We start from the raw sequence: 15738 nt of genomic DNA on the forward strand, positions 1-15738 counted from the left end.
TTTTGTCACGCCGCACACGAAATCGCGGAGCGAAACAATGCGCGGCGCGCGGGAACATCCCGAGTGAGCGTGGTTGTTGGTCTACCGGTTCACCGGCGATTACCGACGCAACGGCGGCGGGCGAAGCACTAGCCGCCGAAGTATCACTCAGGGCGCAGGTAGCGGAGGAAGTTCCAGGTTCTCGCGGAAAGTGCCACCGACATAGTCGTTTCCGACGATTCGCCGTCGGCGCAATTCGGGTAGAAGTCCATTGGTGACGAAGTCCCGAGTTCGGGCATCGGCCAGCCCGCCCAACGAGATGACATCGAGAACGCCTGCGCGATAACGCTCTTCGACAGCATCGGCCAGTTGTTCCGGCGTCCCGGCTGCCGCCCAGTGCCCGGTATCCTTTGCCGCGATGATCAGCTCACGCAGCGTGCGACCCGATGCCGCCAGCTTGGTGAAGATCTCCACCCGCCCGCGGCGGCGGTTCACCGAATTCAGCTCAGGCAGTAGTCTTTCCGGGATAGGCCGATCCAGCGGCAGCTCCGAGAGATCGATACCGCCACCGAACATATCCGCCAGTTGGATGCGGCCCGCCTCGAAATCGGTCGCCTCGGCCGCCTCACGGACCAACCGGCGCGCCTCCTCATCCGTCGCTCCATAGGTCGCATGGAACGAACTCATGATCAGCGGTAATCCTTGGGCGCGACCCAGTTCCGTCGCGCGGGCCCGAATCGTCTTGGTATAGGTCACCGCATCTTCGAGTGTCGGCAGCGAGGTGAACACCACCTCGGCGAACCGCGCGCCGAGTTCGATACCGCCCGCGGATTGACCGGCCTGGAATTGGACCGGACGGCGCTGCGGCAACGGCGGGATATTGAGCGGTCCCCGCACCGTGAAATATTGCCCCGCATACTCGATCGGACGCACCTTGGTCGCATCGAGGACCGCACCGCCGTTGCCGCTGGGGGTCAGCGCCCCCGGCTCCCAGCTGTCGAACAGCGCATTGATGACCTCGAGGGATTCGGTCGCGCGCGCGTACCGCTGCTCCGGGCTCGGCAGATCCTGATCACCGTAATTCTCCTCACCCACCGAGGAGGTGACGATATTCCAGGCGGATCGGCCATTGCTCACATGGTCCAGCGTTCCGAAGAGCCGGGCGAGATTATAAGGGTGATGGAAGGTGCTGGTCACGGTGGCGATCAAGCCGACGTGCGAAGTCACCGCGCTCAATGCGGACAGGAATATCAGCGGCTCCTGTGCGCCGATCGCACCCTGTGCACCGAAGCTCAACAGGTCGGCGGCGAACAGGGCGTCGAACTTATTGGCCTCGGCGATCTTCGCGATCTCGATCGAGGACGCCACCGTCGATTCGTGCGGATCGATCGCCGCCGCATAGACGCTCACCGCCCCGCTGACTCCGGTAACTGTTTTCAACGCCCGACGTCGTGCAGAGCTCATTTGCTAGAGACAACCGTATTCGGTCGCCGCAGAACAGGTTTGCGATCAATCGGAATGCAAGTCCGCCCGGTTCAGAACCGGCTGTCGATCAGTTTCGTTTCCGCGATGGCGAATACGGTGTCGCTGATCTTGCCGAGCAAGGCCAGCAGCACAATGGCCAGCAGCATGATGTCGGTGCGGCCGCTGTTCTGGCTGTCGATCAGCAGGAATCCCAGTCCTTTCGACGAGGCGATCAGCTCGGCCGCGACCAGGAACAGCCAACCATTGGCCAAGCCGAGTCGCAGACCATTGACGACCGCCGGTGCCACCGCGGGCAATTGGATCGAGAACAACAGCGCGCCACGGTGTAGTCCATAGGCCCGGCCGAGTTCGGTCAGGTGCGGATCGACCTGCGCCAGAGCCGATGCCGTCGTCGTATAGATCGGGAAGAACGCGCCGATGGCCACCAGCACGATCTTGGGTTCCTCGCCGATGCCGAGCCACAACAGCAGCAACGGCACCCACGCCAGCGACGGCACCGTACGGAACAATCCGACGGTCGGTGCCAGCAGTACGCGGGCGATATCGAACAGCCCGACCACCGCGCCGAGCACTAGTGCGATGAGCGCGCCACTGGCGAATCCGAGCAGCACCCGCTGGATGCTGATCGCCAGATGGCTCCACAATTCGTCGCGCCGCAGCAACTCCCGCAGTGCGGCAAGCACTTCCGCGGGCGGCGCGAGCTGGCTCGACGAATACAGTCCGGCCGAGGTCACCGCTTGCCATAGCAAGAGCAGCAGCACGGGTACGACCAGTCCCAGGGCCACCCGATCCCAACGGATTCGCCGCGTGGCACGCGGCGGCGCGGTCCGAGTGACCGTCACCGAAGGGCCTGCTGTGCGAATTTCGGCTCGAAGAGTGCACCGAGGGCGGTCTCGGCCGCTTCCTTCGATCGCACATCACCATCGGCCACGATGATGGGCACGATCGGGGTGAGTACCACCCGTTGGGCCTCGCCCGGCACCGGATCGACCTTCAGCACGGTGCGCTCGAGCGTTTCCTTCGCGACGTCGAGGGAGGTCTTCGATTCCGTTGCCAGCAGCTGCGCGAGTTCGTTCGGATGCTCCAGCGCCCAAACCCGCGCCTGCTCATAGGCATTGACCACCGCTTGAACCCGGTCCGGATGCTGTGCGATGAAATCCGCACGGGCATTGAGTACGCCGTAGGTCTGGAAGTCGGCGTTGCGGTAAAGCAATCGCGAACCCTGTTCCTGACGGGTCTGCGCCATATAGGGATCCAGGCCCGCCCATGCGTCGACATCGCCGCGCTCGAGTGCGGTTTTACCGTCGGCGTGCTGCAGGTTGGTCACTTCCACGTCCCTGGCGGTGAGACCGGCCGTCTGAAGTGCTTGCAGCAGTGTGAAATAGGCGTCGGTGCCCTTCGTCGCCGCGATCTTCTTACCCTTCAACTCGGCCACCGAGGTGATGGGGGAATTCTTCGCGACGACCAGCGCGGTCCATTCCGGCTTGCTGTAGACCGAAATGCTTTGCAACGGTGTGCCATTGGCCTTCGCCAGCAGTGCCGCCGAACCCGCGGTCGAATTCACATCGATCGCATCGGCGCGCAGGCTTTCATTGGCCTTGTTGCTGCCCGCGGAGAACACCCAGGTCACCTTGGCGCCGGACTTCTCCAACAGGTGCTGGTCCCGGATGACCAGGCTCAGCGGGTTGTAGTAGGCGTAGTCCAGCCGCAGCTCATCGCCACTCGGACCGGACTTCTCGCCCTCCGCGCAACCCGAAAGCAGAGTCGCCAGCGTCGCCGTGACGGCTGCCAGGACAATGGTCGCTCGTCTCATCGAAGTGTCTCCTTGACGGTCGCGCGGCGCGCAACGCCGAGTCGTTCGAGTAGGTCGAGCCGCAACTCGGCCAACCGTGGATCGGTATCGTCGCGCGGCCGATCGGAAGACACCTCGAGCGCCGAGCCGATCGTGAAACCTTTTTCACCGCCGGTGGTTTCGAGTACCACGACGCGGTCGGCCAGGCGCAGCGCCTCGTCCACATCGTGGGTGACGAGTACGACCGTGATACCCGCGGCGCGCTGCACCTCGTCGAGCAGATCCTGCATACGCAGCCTGGTCAGCGCGTCCAGCGCCGCGAACGGCTCATCGAGCAGCAGCACACCCGGATGCCGAACCAGCGCGCGGGCCAATGCCGTTCGCTGTGCCATGCCCCCGGACACCTGTCGCGGCCGATGTCCCTGGAATCCGGCCAGACCGACGATCTCGAGCCCGCGCCGCACTTCGGCCTCGCCCTCGGCCCGCGATATGGTCGGTGGCAGACCCAATGCGACATTGCCCGCGAGATCGCGCCACGGCAGTAGCCGCGGTTCCTGGAACACCACCGCGCAGCGCGGGTCGACGCCGCGCATGCGGCGACCATCGAGCACGACCTCGCCCTCGGTCGGCTCGTCCAGTCCGGCGATGATCCGCAGTAGTGTCGATTTCCCACTGCCGGACGGACCGACCAACGCGATCACCTCACCCGGTGCGATCTCCAATTCGATATCGCGTAGCACGGTATGGGTGCCGAAACTGCGGCCGAGGCCGCGCAATGCGACCCCGGCGGCACGACTGGCAGTGGATGACACCTCGACTACTGAGCGGCCGCGAATCCGGCGCGCAGATCGGCCAGGATATCGTCGATACCCTCGATGCCGACCGCGAGCCGGACCAGGCCCGGGGTAACACCCGCCGCCAACTGCTCTTCCGGAGTCAGCTGGGAATGGGTAGTCGAGGCCGGATGGATCACCAGCGAACGCACATCGCCGATATTGGCAACGTGGCTGTGCAGCCGCAGCGCCTCGACGAAACGCTTACCGGCATCGACCCCACCGGCCAATTCGAAGCCGATCACCGCGCCGGCGCCCTTGGGTGCGAGAGTGCGACCGCGCTCGTACCACGGCGAGGACGGCAGCCCTGCGTAGGACACCGAGGTCACCTCCGGACGTGCCGCGAGGAAGTCCGCGACCGCTTTCGCGTTCTGTACATGCCGTTCGATCCGCAGACTCAGCGTCTCCAGACCCTGGCTGATCAGGAAGGCATTGAACGGTGAGACTGCCGAACCGAGATCGCGCAGCAATTGCACCCTGGCCTTGAGGGCGTAGGCGGGAGCGCCGAGGTCCGCGTACACCACGCCGTGGTAGCTGGGGTCCGGTGTGGTGAAGCCCGGGAACCGGCCGCCGGTCCAATCGAAGGTGCCGCCGTCGACGATCACGCCCGCGATGGCCGCGCCGTGGCCGCCCAGGTACTTTGTCGCCGAGTGCACGACGATATCGGCGCCGTGGGCCAGCGGCTGGATCAGGTACGGCGTCGCGACGGTGTTGTCGAGGATCAGCGGAACACCTGCGGCATGGGCGATTTCGGCGATGCCGGAGATGTCGAAGATATGGTTCTGCGGGTTGGAGATCGTTTCGCCGTACAGCGCCTTGGTATTCGGCCGGATCGCCGCGCGCCACTGCTCCAAATCATCCGGATCATCGACGAAGCTGACCTCGATGCCCAGTTTCGGCAGCGAGTAGCGGAACAGGTTGTAGGTGCCGCCGTACAGCCGCGGACTGGACACGATGTGATCGCCCGCACCGGCGATATTGAGGATCGCGAAGGTCTCCGCCGCCTGCCCGGAGGCGAGCAGCAGCGCCGCGACACCGCCCTCCAACGCCGCGATGCGCTGTTCCACCGCATCCTGGGTCGGGTTCATGATGCGGGTGTAGATATTGCCGGGTTCGGCGAGACCGAACAGCGCCGCAGCGTGTGCGGTATCCCGGAAGGTGTAGGAAGTGGTCTGGTAGATCGGCAGCGCGCGGGCGTTGGTCGTACCGTCCGGCACCTGTCCGACGTGGATCTGCTTGGTTTCGAAGCTCCAGTCGGCGCTCGGGTCGGCCTGGGTCTCGTCGCTGGTGGTCACAGCAACGGACACTAAGAAGCGCCCGGCATGGTGTCGAGGATTACATTCAACCGGAACCGAATCGGCTCGCCCGCTACCTCAGCCACGCCTTCGATGAACTGCAAGCCCCGACGGCACCGCGATCCGCGACCTGCGCCAACCGGCCGGAGATCGGATCACGAGTCCGGGTAGCCACGGTTTAGCGGACGGGCCAATGGCAACCCGCACAGTGATGCTGCTCGGCGAGTACGAGGATCAGCGCGTACCTCAGCTCTCCGGCCAGCTTCGACTCAGCAAGCCCGTCGAGCGGAGGACCATGATGCCGAATCCCACCAGCCACCAGCACGTGCGCAGGACGCCGGTGCGCGCGGAACTGCACAGTGCCGCATTCACCGACCACTCGACAATTCCGGACCGCTACTCCTACGACGGCGGCAATGTCGCTCCGCCGCTCGAGTGGAGCGGTATCCCCGATGACGCGGCGGAGCTCGTCTTGCTGTGCGAGGACGAGGACGCTCCGGGCGGACCGTTCACCCATTGGCTGCTGACCGGCATCGCGCCGAACGCGACCAGTATCCGGGCGGAGGCGCCACCGCCCAGGGCCGTCGCGGGTCCCAATGACTTCGGTGAAGTCGGCTGGAGCGGTCCGCGACCACCGGTCGGCGACCAAGCCCACCGGTACTTCTTCCGCCTCTACGCCTTGGACCAACCCGCCGGATTCACCAAGGACACCACGGCCGACGTGGTCCGCCAGGCCATCAGGGACCACGTCATCGCGAGCGGCACCCTCGTCGGCCTCTTCGCCGCCTGATCCCCCGCACCGCGCATTACACTACGCCGCGATAGCCTCGGCGCGCAGGCGCGAAAAGTCCTCGCGCGATAGCGGAGTCGCATCCGGTGCGCCGAGGTCTTCGAGCGCTGTCCACGGCGAATGTGCTGATCTCGGCCGAATTCGCCTGATGTTGGGCGGTTGCGGTGCTGTTCAACAGGACGCGCACGCCGCCTTTACTGCCACAGCTGTACCGGCTCTCCGGTGTCGGTAAACCTCTGGTGGACAACGTTTCCCCGATCTGACTCCAGCCGCGCCATCGACGCTGAATTCGATGAGGGCGTGGCAGTGTAGCCGTTGCGCGGCGATATCGGCCGCGGGTCCACCGTATTGGTCCCGAACCCCAGCAGTGACCACATCGCGTCACGGGCGGTACGGACCGGATGGGCTTCGCGGAGCACATCATTGAACACTTCGAGCGACGTCGGTCCGGCGTATCCGGCATCGAGGACATAGCCGACGAACGCGGGCAGCTCGAAGGCCCCTCGCCGGGAACAGCCGCTGGTGGCGGCTCCACTGCAGTCACATCCATGGTCAGGCGCCAACAAGTCGCCTTTGCTGGGGACTGCCAGCGCCGCACCTGTTCCCCACGGCATCGATCGATACATGGGACTTGAGTCACCATCGAATGCGTCTTACGATGTTCGCATAACAACCAATTGTACGCAATGCGCACAAAGGAGACGTGGTGAAGGCGGCTACCTACCTCGAGTGCGCCCGAGAGGGTCCTGGAAATGCAGCTGCTGGAACCGGGACGCAGGACTGGCGGTGTCCCGGTGCGCATGCCCGGCGGCGGACTGCACGGTTCGGATCTGTCCGTCTACCACGGTCGTCGCCAGGTTCCCGAGCTGCTACCGCGGATCATCGGCCACGAAGGGGTCGGCGAGATCGTTGCCGTCGGCGCCGATATCGACGCGGGACGGATCGGCCAGCGGGTCGCGATCGAGCCGTCCACAATTTCGAATGAGGAGTGATATGGCCAGGATTACCTCCTTGGCGGATGCGGTCGGCGAACTCGTCCGCGACGGCGATACGGTCGCGCTCGAAGGGTTCACGCATCTGATCCCGGTGGCCGCCGGGCAGGAAATCATCCGCCAGCGCAAACGGGATCTGTCGCTGGTCCGGATGACGCCGGATATCGTCTACGACCAGCTCATCGGGGCCGGCTGCGCTCGCAAACTCATCTTCTCCTGGGGCGGCAATCCCGGCGTCGGCTCGCTGCACCGGTTCCGCGACGCGGTTCAGCAGGCCTGGCCCGCGGCGTTGGAGATCGAGGAGCACAGCCACGCCGGTATGGCCAATCGATATGTCGCGGGAGCATCCGGATTGCCGTTCGCCGTGCTGCGCGGATACGTCGGCACCGATCTGCCGACGGTTACCGACACCATCAAACCGATCACTTGCCCGTTCACCGGTGAACAGCTGACCGCGGTTCCGGCGATCAATCCCGACGTCACGGTCATCCATGCCCAGCGTGCCGATCGGGCCGGAAATGTGCAGCTGTGGGGGCTACTGGGGGTACAGAAGGAGGCGGTGCTCGCCGCGCGGCGCAGCCTGGTCACGGTCGAGGAGATCGTCGACGAACTGACCCCGGTGCCCGGTGCGATCGTGCTGCCCGCGTGGGCGGTGACCGCGGTCGCGCAGGTGCCCGGTGGCGCGCATCCGTCCTATGCGCAGGGCTATTCCGAACGCGATAACGACTACTACGCGGCCTGGGACGCGATCAGCCGAGACCGCGCCGCCTTCACCCACTGGCTCGACGAGAACGTGTACACCGCCACCACGGAGACAGTATGACCATCGCCGAAACCCGCACCGCCACAATGGAAATGACATATACCGCCGATGAGATGATGACGATCGCCGCGGCCAGGGCACTCGGTGCGGGCAAACGGTGCTTCGTCGGGATCGGGCTGCCGTCGACGGCGGCCAATCTCGCGCGCAATACCCATGCGCCCGATCTGGTGCTCATCTACGAATCCGGCACATTGGGTTCCAAGCCGGATCGGCTGCCCGCGTCCATCGGTGACGGCGTGCTGGCCGAGACCGCCGATGCTGTGATCAGCGTGCCGGAGATATTCAATTACTGGCTGCAGCCGGGTCGCATCGATATCGGGTTCCTCGGTGCCGCGCAGCTGGACAAGTACGGCAATATCAATACCACCGTTATCGGCGGTGACTACACCAATCCCGAGGTCCGCCTGCCGGGAGCGGGTGGCGCACCTGAAATCGCCGCCTCCTGTGGTGAGGTGTTCGTCGTCATGCGCCAGTCGCGACGCTCTTTCGTCGACAGGGTCGACTTCATCACCTCCTTCGGGCACGGCCGGGGTAACGGCGAGCGCGCGCGACTCGGCCTTCGCGGCGCGGGCCCGACCCTGGTGATCACCGACCTCGGGGTGATGCGCCCCGACGACACCGGCGAGTTGATCCTCGTCGCGGTTCATCCGGGAGTGCGCGTCGAGCAGGTCCGCGAGGCCACCGGCTGGCAGCTGCGGGTCGCGCCGGATCTCGAAACCGGCGAGCCGCCGACAGCAAACGAACTCAGCACCCTGCGAGCATTGAAAGCTGCCTCATGACCAGCGCATTTCTGTACGACGGTATGCGCACCCCGTTCGGCAAGTACGGCGGGGCGCTGAGCGGTATCCGGCCCGATGACCTCGCCGCCGCCGTGCTGCGGTCGCTCGCCGGCCGCAACGATCTGGACCCCGCGACAGTGGACGAGATCGTCTTCGGGGCGGCCAACCAGGCGGGCGAGGATAATCGGAATGTGGCACGCATGGCGGCGCTGCTGGCGGATTGGCCCACCTCGGTACCCGGCACGACCGTGAACCGGCTGTGCGGGTCGAGTATGGACGCCGCGATGCAAGCCGCCCGGATGATCGAAACCGGTGATGCGGCAACGGTTGTCGTCGGCGGCGTCGAATCGATGAGCCGGGCGCCGATGGTTATGCCTAAGCCCACCAGGGCATTTCCCGCCGGCAACGAAACACTGCACTCCACGACGTTGGGTTGGCGGCTGGTGAATCCGGCGATGCCCGCGCAGTGGACGGTGTCCCTGGGTGAGAGCACCGAGATCCTCGCGGGCCGTTACCGAATCGAGCGCGCCGCGCAGGACGAATTCGCCGCGCGCAGTCATCAGCTCACCGCCAAGGCATGGGACAACGGCTTCTACGACGATCATGTCGTCGCCGTCCCTGGCACCGAGCTGGTCCGTGACGAGTCGCTGCGGGCGGAAACGACCGTGGAGCGGTTGGCGAGTTTGAAACCGTCGTTCCGGCCGGATGGCACCGTCACCGCCGGAAATGCCTCACCGCTGAACGACGGCGCATGCGCCCTGCTGCTCGGTGACGAAACCATGGCCGATCGACTCGGCCGCGCACCCTTGGCGCGGATCGCGGGACGCGGTGCGGCCGGAGTCGACCCGGATGTGTTCGGCATCGGTCCGGTCGAAGCGGCGCGAATCGCACTGCGGCGCGCGGGAATCGGCTGGGACGATCTCGGCGTGGTGGAATTGAACGAGGCCTTCGCCGCGCAATCCCTTGCCTGCCTTGCCGATTGGCCGGAACTCGATCCCGACATCGTCAATGTCAACGGTGGCGCGATCGCGATCGGCCACCCGCTCGGCGCGTCCGGGGGGCGCGTCATCAACCAACTCGCCCGCGAAATGCGGCGTAGCGGCAGCCGGTGGGGAATGGCCGCATTATGTATCGGCGTCGGCCAGGGGCTGGCGGTTGTTCTGGAGGCGACCTCATGAAAACCCCTGCGCTGCAAGGTTATCGAAAGGATCCCGCAGGCACCCATCCGTCGCTGGATGCTCCGGACTACCGGTCCACCGCCCTGCGTCATCCGAAAGAGCCGCTGGTACTGCTGCCGCAGCGGCTGACCGAACTCACCGGTCCGGTGCTCGGCGCGGAGCGGCTCGCCGAGACGGATAACGACCTGACCGCGCAGCACCGGGCGCAACCGCTCGGACAGCGCATTATCGTGCACGGCCGACTGCTCGACGGTGACGGCAAGTCGGTCCCGAACTCCCTGGTCGAGATCTGGCAGGCCAATGCCGGTGGCCGGTACCGCCACGACCGGGACCGTTGGGACTGCCCGCTGGATCCCAACTTCGACGGTGTCGGGCGAACCCTCACCGACAGTGCGGGCCGCTACGAGTTCACCACCATCAAGCCCGGCGCCTATCCATGGCGCAACCACCACAATGCCTGGCGGCCGGCGCACATCCACTTCTCGCTGTTCGGGCGCGCCTTCACCCAGCGGCTGGTCACCCAGATGTATTTTCCGGACGATCCGCTGTTCGCCCACGACCCCATTTTCAACTCGGTGCCCGAGGCCGCTCGCCCACGACTGATCAGCCATTTCGATCTGGACCGCAGCGAACCCGAGCGGGCGCTGGCCTTCGAGTTCGACATCGTATTGCGTGGCCGCGCTGCCACGCCTTTCGAGGACGACGAGGATGATGACTGAGCTGCCTACCACGCCTTCGCAGACCGTCGGCCCTTACCTGCACATCGGACTCACCTGGGACGACGGCCCATACGCCGTGCCGCTGGGGACGCCTGGGGCCGGCTGGATTCGTGGCCGGGTGCTCGACGGCGTCGGCGCGCCGCTCGATGACGCCATGGTCGAGATCTGGCAGGCCGACCCGGACGGGCATATCGCGCACCCCGACGACGGTCGCGGCGTCCGGGAAAACTTCCGCGGATTCGCACGCAGTGACACCCGAGCGGGCGAATTCGCGGTCTACACCGTCGTTCCCGGTGCGCTCGGCGATGGGCAGGCCCCGCATATCGACGTCTCGGTATTCGCCCGTGGTCTGCTGCATCGAGTGGTCACCCGCATCTACTTCCCCGAGCACGCCGATCAACACGCAAGCGATCCGGTGCTGGCCGCCGTGCCACCGCAGCGGCGCGGCACCTTGATCGCCATGCACGGCCCCGATGGATATGTTTTCGACGTGCACCTCCAAGGCGAGCACGAGACGGTGTTCTTCGATGTCTGACGGGTTGTTCGACAGTGTGCTCGCGGCCGGACCGGCCGCAACACAGGTCGGCGACCGGGCCTGGGTGCAGGCAATGCTCGACTTCGAAGGCGCGTTGGCGGGCGCATCGGCCGCGGCCGGAGTCATTCCATCCGAGGCCGCTGTCGCGATCCAAAGCTGTTGCGATGCAGATGATTACGACATAGCCGAGCTCGGCGCACAGGCCATCGGCATCGGCAACCCGGCCGGGCCGCTGGTGCGGGCACTCACGGCTCGTGTCACGGGAGATGCGGCCGGATATGTGCATTTCGGCGCGACCAGCCAGGACGTGATCGATACCGCCGCCATGCTGGTGACGCACCGGGCGCTGACCGTGCTCGATGACGACCTGCGCGCGTGCGCCGCCCGGCTGGCAAACCTCGCCGAAACTCACGCCGACACCGTGCTGGCCGGGCGCAGCCTGCTCCAACAGGGACCGCCGGTCACTTTCGGGCTCACCGCGGCAGGCTGGCTCAGCGGTATCGCCCCAGCGCGGGACCGGCTCGACGACATCCGGCGACACAGCTTGGCGGTTCAGTTCGGCGGGGCGGTCGGCACGCTGGCATCATTGGGCGACAACGGGATTGCCATCCTGAACGGACTCGCGCGACACCTCGGATTGGCCGAACCGGCCCTGCCGTGGCATACCGAGCGCGGACGCATCGCCGAGATCGCTGGGGCGCTCGGCCAGACCTGCGCGGCGGTGGCGAAGATCGCCCGCGATATCACGCTGCTGGCGCAGACCGAAGTCGCGGAAGTCTACGAGGAGGGGCCCCCGGGTACGGGCGGCTCCTCGACTATGCCGCATAAACGCAACCCAGTCGCCGCCATACTGGCCACCGGATCCGCCGGGCAGGCACCGGGGTTGGTTGCGGCACTGCTCGGCGCGGCCACGCACGAACATCAGCGCGCGGCGGGCTCATGGCATGCGGAATGGCGGCCGTACATCGAATTGCTGCGCACCACCGGTTCCGCGGTGCACTGGCTGCGGATCAGCCTGCGGCGACTTCGAATCGACCCAGCGCGCATGCGCGCCAACCTCGACCTCACCGGCGGCCTGGCGCTCGCGGAAAATGTTGTGACCGAATTGGTTTCGACCTCGCAGGGCGAGGTCGGCAGGCACACGGCTGGCGAGGTCGTCGCGCAGTGCTGCCAAGCGGCCCTTGCCGGCGTTGGGCCTCTCCCTGATCTACTCGCCGCCGATCCGGTAGTCGGAAAGTATCTGGATCGAGCGCATATTGAGCGACTGCTCGATCCGGCGCTCTACCTCGGGTCGACGCGCGAGTTCATCGAACGAGCCCTCGATGATTGGCAGGACCGGTCATGAGCGAAAGATCGAGCGCCAGCCGGGCCACATCGGAGTCCTGCGACAGTAAGGCGGAATTATGACCGTGGCCGAGGCTCTATGCATCCCGGACGGACCCTACGAGGAACCGTCGAGTAGATCGCCGGAGCAACCTACTGATTCGGCAAGCAGGGTCACAAGCGCCGTCGAGGTGAACTGGCTCCTGGATGGTCCCGATGACTGTGAACCGGTCGTGCTGAGCCGCTCGCTGGCCAGCAGCCAGCTGATTCGGCAGGTGCGCTCATGAGCGCCGTCGAGGTGAACTGTGTCATAGATGGTCCCGCCGACGGCGAACCCGTCGTATTGAGTGGATCACTCGGCAGCGACGTGCGGATGTGGGATCCACAGATCACCTCGCTGACCACTGCCGGATACCGGGTACTGCGCTACGACCACCGCGGCCACGGAGCATCCCCGATACCCCCGGGCCCGTACACACTGACGGACCTGGGCTCCGACGCGATCGGGCTGCTCGACCGATTCGGGATCGGACGAGCACACTTCGTCGGACTCTCACTCGGCGGCATGGTCGGCATGTGGCTCGGCGAACACGCACCGCACCGGCTGCGCACCCTCACCCTGTGCTGCACCTCCGCCGAACTGGGCCCGCCCAGCGGTTGGGCCGAGCGCGCCGCTTTGGTCAGAACCGAAGGGACCCAGGCGGTTTCACATGCGGTTGTACAACGTTGGTTCACCCCGCAATGGCGAGCGGACCATCCCGAGCGCATCCACTATTACGAGGACATGGTCGCCGCCACCAACCCCGATGGTTACGCATCCTGTTGCGCGGCAATCGAAACGATGAATATCGCCGACCAGCTGTCATCCATCACCGTACCCACCCTGGTGATCGCCGGTGCCCAGGACCCGGCAACCCCACCGGCGCACGGACAGCGCATCGCGCGCACGATCCCGCACGCCCGCCTCGACATAGTCAGCCCAGGTGCTCATCTGGCCAGCGCGGAGGCACCGGAGGCGATCAACGCTCTGATTCTGGCTCACCTGAAGGAGAACGCATGAACGAACGAGCCGATAGCGGCATGGCGGTCCGGCGTGAGGTACTCGGGGATGATCATGTCGATCGTGCCGTCGCCAGGACCACCGAATTCACCAGGCCGTTCCAGGAATACATCACCGAGTCGGTATGGGGCTCGATCTGGACCCGCGATGGCCTGGATCGGCGCACCCGCAGCTGCGTTACCCTTGCGGTGCTCACCGCCCTCGGGCGGCACGAGGAGATCGCGATGCATGTGCGCGCCGCGATCACCAACGGTCTCACCGCCGCCGAGATCGCCGAAGTATTGCTGCACACCGGCGCCTACGCGGGCGTGCCGGCCGCCAATGCGGCCTTCGCGATCGGCCAGCAGGTACTGGCCGAACTCGGGGACGATACCGCCCTATAGCACCCTGTCGAGGAGGACGACGATGACGACCGGCGGTAACGACGACGACGGCCAGCGCGGCACCCATTATGTACAGTCCCTCGAACGCGGCCTCGCGGTCATCAAGGCATTCGACGCCGAGAACCCGCAGCTGACGCTCTCCGATGTCGCGCGCCTGACCGGACTCACCCGCGCCGCCGCACGCCGGTTCCTGTTGACCCTCGCCGATCTCGGCTATGTCCGCACCGACGGCAAACGCTTCTCGCTCACCGCCAAGGTGCTCGAACTGGGCTATTCGTATCTGTCCAGCATGAGCTTGTCCGAGGTGGCCCAACCGCACCTCGAGCAGCTCTGCGCCGACGTGCACGAATCCAGCTCGGTATCGGTGCTCGACGGTCCGGATGTCGTCTACATCGCCCGTGTCGCCGCATCCCGGATCATGACCGTCAGCATCAATATCGGCACGCGTTTTCCCGCCTACGCCACCTCCATGGGCCATGTCCTGCTCGCCGGACTCCCAGCGGCCGAACTCGATGCCTACCTGGCGCACACGCCACTGACCCGGCTGACCGCCAACACCATCACCGATCCGAACGCGTTGGGTGCCGCCTTGGAAATCGTTCGCGCACAGGGCTTTTCCATCGTCGACCAGGAATTGGAGGAAGGTCTTCGGTCGGTCGCGGCCCCCATCCGGGACCGGTCGAGGGTGATCGCCGCGATCAATATTTCCACGCACGCCTCCCGTCGCAGCATCGAATCCATTCGGGCCGAACTGATTCCGCGCCTGCAAACGGCCGCGCACCGAATCGAAGCGGATCTCACCGCCGCGAAACCGGTTACTCGACTGGGCTGACCGACGAAAGATTCGCCAGCGCCGCCCGGATCACCTCCAGGAACCAGCCCTGTGCCGCCGTACGGCCGGGTGCGCGCCGGGTATAGGCCGCCACCTCCACCGGCTCGATCGGCCACGGGAGCGTGAACACGCGCACGGGGTGGGTACGCGCCAACGCGTGCGCCACCCGTTCCGGCACGATGGCGACCAGTTCGCTGTCCTGCACCACATAGGGCAGGGTGGCGAATCGGGTGACGCGCACGGCGACGCGATCTCCCAGATGGTGCTCGCGCAGCGCCTCGCGCGGACCCGGATGCCCCGTCACGCCTTCGACGACGATATGCCGCTCACCATCCAATTCGGCTTCGGTGGGTGCATCACTCCGCAACCGAGGGTGCCGCGCCGCGACCAACCCCGCATAGCCCTCGGTGAACAGTGGCGTCCGAGTCAGCCGGGTCGAGTCGAGTATCGGGCTGGCCACCATCGCGTCGACCTCGCCGCGGGCCAGCCGGTCGGTCGCGGTATCCACATCGAAAGCCTCGACCTGCAATGCCACTCGCGGCGCCCGTACCGCAAGTTCCGCGAGCACCAGCGGCAGCACCGTCACCTCGCCGAGATCGGAGAGTCCGAGCCTGAAGCGGGCCGCTCGGCTCGGGTCGAATTCCGCTGCGGCACCCAGTGTTTCATCGATACCGGCGATGGCCGCGCGTAGTGGCGGATACAGCCGCTCGGCCTCCGCGCTCGGCACGAGACCACCCGGACCGCGCACGAACAGTTCATCGCGCAGCCGCCGCCGCAACTTGCCGAGCCCGTAACTCACCGTCGGCTGGGTGACCCCGAGCAGGTCCGCCGCGGCGGTGACACTCCTGGTCTCGTACAGCAGCACAAATGTCCGCACCAGGTTCAGATCGAACTCGGCGACCATAGATCTCCTCTATGTGAATCAAGAAAAATATCAATT

The 15738-nt window shown here is 65.8% G+C and carries 17 protein-coding genes; 11 read left to right on the forward strand and 6 right to left on the reverse strand.

All coding sequences use genetic code 11. The features are described 5' to 3' along the window. Positions 1-147 precede the first annotated feature (147 nt). The 5 genes from ACIBG0_RS15025 to ACIBG0_RS15045 form a co-directional block, all read right to left on the reverse strand. On the reverse strand, positions 148-1443 hold the full coding sequence (locus ACIBG0_RS15025) for an NtaA/DmoA family FMN-dependent monooxygenase (RefSeq protein WP_397032763.1): 1296 nt from the start codon (positions 1441-1443) through the stop codon (positions 148-150). Positions 1444-1514: 71 nt separating this feature from the next. Next, positions 1515-2213, reverse strand: coding sequence for an ABC transporter permease (locus tag ACIBG0_RS15030; RefSeq protein ID WP_397033398.1), 699 nt, complete (start codon positions 2211-2213; stop codon positions 1515-1517). Between the two features lie 89 nt (positions 2214-2302). Then, positions 2303-3277: an aliphatic sulfonate ABC transporter substrate-binding protein gene (locus ACIBG0_RS15035; protein ID WP_397032764.1), complete on the reverse strand. Its 975-nt coding sequence runs from the start codon at positions 3275-3277 to the stop codon at positions 2303-2305. After that, a complete protein-coding gene (locus ACIBG0_RS15040; protein WP_397032766.1) occupies positions 3274-4068 on the reverse strand; it encodes an ABC transporter ATP-binding protein in 795 nt (264 codons plus the stop codon). The genes ACIBG0_RS15035 and ACIBG0_RS15040 overlap by 4 nt, the downstream gene beginning before the upstream one ends. A gap of 5 nt (positions 4069-4073) precedes the next feature. Then, entirely contained in the window at positions 4074-5384 is a 1311-nt protein-coding gene (locus tag ACIBG0_RS15045; RefSeq protein WP_397032768.1) for a bifunctional o-acetylhomoserine/o-acetylserine sulfhydrylase, read from the reverse strand. A gap of 193 nt (positions 5385-5577) precedes the next feature. Here ACIBG0_RS15045 and ACIBG0_RS15050 point away from each other — a divergent pair, with 193 nt between their 5' ends. From ACIBG0_RS15050 to ACIBG0_RS15100, 11 genes are all read left to right on the forward strand, one after another. Then, positions 5578-6174 carry a YbhB/YbcL family Raf kinase inhibitor-like protein gene (locus ACIBG0_RS15050; protein ID WP_397032769.1) on the forward strand — a complete coding sequence of 199 codons (597 nt, stop codon included), beginning with the start codon at positions 5578-5580 and terminating at the stop codon, positions 6172-6174. Between the two features lie 752 nt (positions 6175-6926). Continuing rightward, complete coding sequence (locus ACIBG0_RS15055; RefSeq protein WP_397032771.1) at positions 6927-7166, forward strand: alcohol dehydrogenase catalytic domain-containing protein; 240 nt, start codon at positions 6927-6929, stop codon at positions 7164-7166. A 1-nt stretch (position 7167) separates the two neighbouring features. Next, complete coding sequence (locus ACIBG0_RS15060; RefSeq protein WP_397032772.1) at positions 7168-7989, forward strand: CoA transferase subunit A; 822 nt, start codon at positions 7168-7170, stop codon at positions 7987-7989. A gap of 32 nt (positions 7990-8021) precedes the next feature. After that, the gene (locus ACIBG0_RS15065; RefSeq protein WP_397033400.1) at positions 8022-8768 is read left to right on the forward strand and encodes a CoA-transferase subunit beta; all 747 of its coding nucleotides are present in this window, start codon (positions 8022-8024) and stop codon (positions 8766-8768) included. Next, positions 8765-9946: a thiolase family protein gene (locus ACIBG0_RS15070; protein ID WP_397032773.1), complete on the forward strand. Its 1182-nt coding sequence runs from the start codon at positions 8765-8767 to the stop codon at positions 9944-9946. Before ACIBG0_RS15065 ends, ACIBG0_RS15070 begins: the two co-directional genes overlap by 4 nt. Further along, positions 9943-10665: a protocatechuate 3,4-dioxygenase subunit beta gene (pcaH, locus tag ACIBG0_RS15075; protein WP_397032774.1), complete on the forward strand. Its 723-nt coding sequence runs from the start codon at positions 9943-9945 to the stop codon at positions 10663-10665. Before ACIBG0_RS15070 ends, pcaH begins: the two co-directional genes overlap by 4 nt. After that, the gene (pcaG, locus tag ACIBG0_RS15080; protein WP_397032775.1) at positions 10658-11200 is read left to right on the forward strand and encodes a protocatechuate 3,4-dioxygenase subunit alpha; all 543 of its coding nucleotides are present in this window, start codon (positions 10658-10660) and stop codon (positions 11198-11200) included. The genes pcaH and pcaG overlap by 8 nt, the downstream gene beginning before the upstream one ends. After that, the gene (pcaB, locus tag ACIBG0_RS15085) at positions 11193-12545 is read left to right on the forward strand and encodes a 3-carboxy-cis,cis-muconate cycloisomerase (RefSeq protein WP_397032776.1); all 1353 of its coding nucleotides are present in this window, start codon (positions 11193-11195) and stop codon (positions 12543-12545) included. Before pcaG ends, pcaB begins: the two co-directional genes overlap by 8 nt. Before the next feature lie 261 nt (positions 12546-12806). Then, positions 12807-13583 (forward strand): 3-oxoadipate enol-lactonase, encoded by a 777-nt coding sequence (gene pcaD, locus ACIBG0_RS15090; RefSeq protein ID WP_397032777.1) that lies wholly within the window; start codon positions 12807-12809, stop codon positions 13581-13583. Then, positions 13580-13966, forward strand: a complete 387-nt coding sequence (gene pcaC, locus ACIBG0_RS15095; protein WP_397032778.1) for a 4-carboxymuconolactone decarboxylase — start codon at positions 13580-13582, stop codon at positions 13964-13966. The genes pcaD and pcaC overlap by 4 nt, the downstream gene beginning before the upstream one ends. A 22-nt stretch (positions 13967-13988) precedes the next feature. Continuing rightward, complete coding sequence (locus tag ACIBG0_RS15100) at positions 13989-14798, forward strand: IclR family transcriptional regulator C-terminal domain-containing protein (protein WP_397032779.1); 810 nt, start codon at positions 13989-13991, stop codon at positions 14796-14798. Here the strand turns inward: ACIBG0_RS15100 and ACIBG0_RS15105 are convergent. After that, positions 14782-15702, reverse strand: a complete 921-nt coding sequence (locus ACIBG0_RS15105) for a LysR family transcriptional regulator (protein WP_397032781.1) — start codon at positions 15700-15702, stop codon at positions 14782-14784. The genes ACIBG0_RS15100 and ACIBG0_RS15105 overlap by 17 nt on opposite strands. Positions 15703-15738: the final 36 nt, after the last annotated feature.

It is taken from the genome of Nocardia sp. NPDC050630 (assembly GCF_044457245.1).
In the GTDB taxonomy this organism is placed as follows: Bacteria; Actinomycetota; Actinomycetes; order Mycobacteriales; family Mycobacteriaceae; genus Nocardia.

Bases quoted from the DNA above. Each gene is read 5' to 3' on its own strand.
- ACIBG0_RS15025 (WP_397032763.1), bottom strand. From the start codon at position 1,443: ATGAGCTCTGCACGACGTCGGGCGTTGAAAACAGTTACCGGAGTCAGC.
- ACIBG0_RS15035 (WP_397032764.1), bottom strand. From the start codon at position 3,277: ATGAGACGAGCGACCATTGTCCTGGCAGCCGTCACGGCGACGCTGGCG.
- ACIBG0_RS15050 (WP_397032769.1), top strand. From the start codon at position 5,578: ATGGCAACCCGCACAGTGATGCTGCTCGGCGAGTACGAGGATCAGCGC.
- ACIBG0_RS15055 (WP_397032771.1), top strand. From the start codon at position 6,927: ATGCAGCTGCTGGAACCGGGACGCAGGACTGGCGGTGTCCCGGTGCGC.
- ACIBG0_RS15060 (WP_397032772.1), top strand. From the start codon at position 7,168: ATGGCCAGGATTACCTCCTTGGCGGATGCGGTCGGCGAACTCGTCCGC.
- ACIBG0_RS15065 (WP_397033400.1), top strand. From the start codon at position 8,022: ATGACATATACCGCCGATGAGATGATGACGATCGCCGCGGCCAGGGCA.
- ACIBG0_RS15070 (WP_397032773.1), top strand. From the start codon at position 8,765: ATGACCAGCGCATTTCTGTACGACGGTATGCGCACCCCGTTCGGCAAG.
- pcaH (WP_397032774.1), top strand. From the start codon at position 9,943: ATGAAAACCCCTGCGCTGCAAGGTTATCGAAAGGATCCCGCAGGCACC.
- pcaG (WP_397032775.1), top strand. From the start codon at position 10,658: ATGACTGAGCTGCCTACCACGCCTTCGCAGACCGTCGGCCCTTACCTG.
- pcaB (WP_397032776.1), top strand. From the start codon at position 11,193: ATGTCTGACGGGTTGTTCGACAGTGTGCTCGCGGCCGGACCGGCCGCA.
- pcaD (WP_397032777.1), top strand. From the start codon at position 12,807: ATGAGCGCCGTCGAGGTGAACTGTGTCATAGATGGTCCCGCCGACGGC.
- pcaC (WP_397032778.1), top strand. From the start codon at position 13,580: ATGAACGAACGAGCCGATAGCGGCATGGCGGTCCGGCGTGAGGTACTC.
- ACIBG0_RS15100 (WP_397032779.1), top strand. From the start codon at position 13,989: ATGACGACCGGCGGTAACGACGACGACGGCCAGCGCGGCACCCATTAT.
- ACIBG0_RS15105 (WP_397032781.1), bottom strand. From the start codon at position 15,702: ATGGTCGCCGAGTTCGATCTGAACCTGGTGCGGACATTTGTGCTGCTG.